Origin of the sequence: Bartonella gabonensis (assembly GCF_903679515.1) — a bacterium.
GTDB classification, from domain to species: domain Bacteria; phylum Pseudomonadota; class Alphaproteobacteria; order Rhizobiales; family Rhizobiaceae; genus Bartonella; species Bartonella gabonensis.
On record NZ_CAHOYM010000099.1, the window covers coordinates 1 to 1,176 of the forward strand.

2 protein-coding genes are annotated in these 1,176 nt (G+C 42.9%); both read left to right on the top strand.

Going from position 1 to position 1,176, the window contains the following annotated elements:
* The coding region (locus HWX04_RS08190; protein ID WP_175869625.1) for a DUF7146 domain-containing protein at window positions 1-646 on the top strand (646 nt) is incomplete at its 5' end.
* Window positions 643-1,176 (top strand): DUF3987 domain-containing protein (locus tag HWX04_RS08195; RefSeq protein ID WP_175869626.1); only part of this gene is annotated, 534 nt, incomplete at its 3' end. The genes HWX04_RS08190 and HWX04_RS08195, both read left to right, overlap by 4 nt.

The following is a 1,176-nucleotide window of genomic DNA, read 5'->3' on the forward strand; positions in this document are numbered from 1 at the left end:
TTCTTTCTCAAAACAGTTTTGTGCTGATCTCAAACGAGCAAAACAGAAAGCAGAAAAAGCAAAAGAGATTTGGCAACAAAGCCAACCGATTAAAAATACTTTAGCAGAAACCTATTTACGCATGCGGGGGATCACATGTGAATTACCTGCTGATTTACGCTTTCACGACAACTGTCCACACCCCTTAGGAATGACATTGCCCGCGTTGGTGGCGCTTGTTAAGGGGGCTAGCTCTTTTGCCATTCATAGGACCTTTTTACAAACCAATGGCTGCAAAACAGATCAGAAACCCGCCAAAGCCATGTTGGGATCTGTCATGGGTGGGGCTGTGCATTTAAGTCAAGATAATCCCAAACATCTGGTTATTTGTGAAGGCATTGAAACGGGGCTGGCGCTGCTGTCTGGTTTGTTATCAGAGCCCGTGAATGTATGGGCGTCTCTTTCCACCAGTGGCATGATGCGTGTGAATTTACCGCATACAAAAGGACGTTTGACAATCGCAATGGACGGGGATGATGCGGGGCGTAAAGCAGGTTTTAACCTCGCTGCGCGGGCTTATAGACAAGGCTTTGAAGTCTTTATGATGCAAGCTCCAAAAGGAATGGACTTTAATAACGTATTACTTTCTCAAAAGAGGGAACTATGAAAGAGTGTAATTTACAAAACAACAATGAAAATACTCCCGTCAATGATAACGATAATGCCTCTTTAAATGATAATGCTTGTTTAAAAGCCATTCCTTATGAACAAGCCTTGCAACAAAATGGTTGGGGGGAATTAAAACCGATTGTGCCGTCTCTTTTACCCGTCGAACCTTTTAATCCATTACAGCTCCCAATGCCATTCATGGACTATATTTATGACGTTTCAGAGCGTCAACAAGCTCCTCTCGATTTTATTGCTGTTTCTGCTCTGTGTGCTTTGGCTGCTGTCATTGGAAATGGCGTGCGGGTTGCTCCAAAACAACATGATGATTGGACAATTGTTCCTAATCTCTGGGGGGCTCTTATTGGTCAATCGTCAACATATAAAACACCAGCCATGAAAGCCGCTTTAGCCCCTATCACGCGCCTTCAAAAGGAATGGTATAAAGAGTGGTTAAAGCAGAAAGAAAGGCAAGAAATTGAAGAGAGATTAGAAAGTTTAGACAAAAGAGAAAAAGAAAGACAAGCCAAT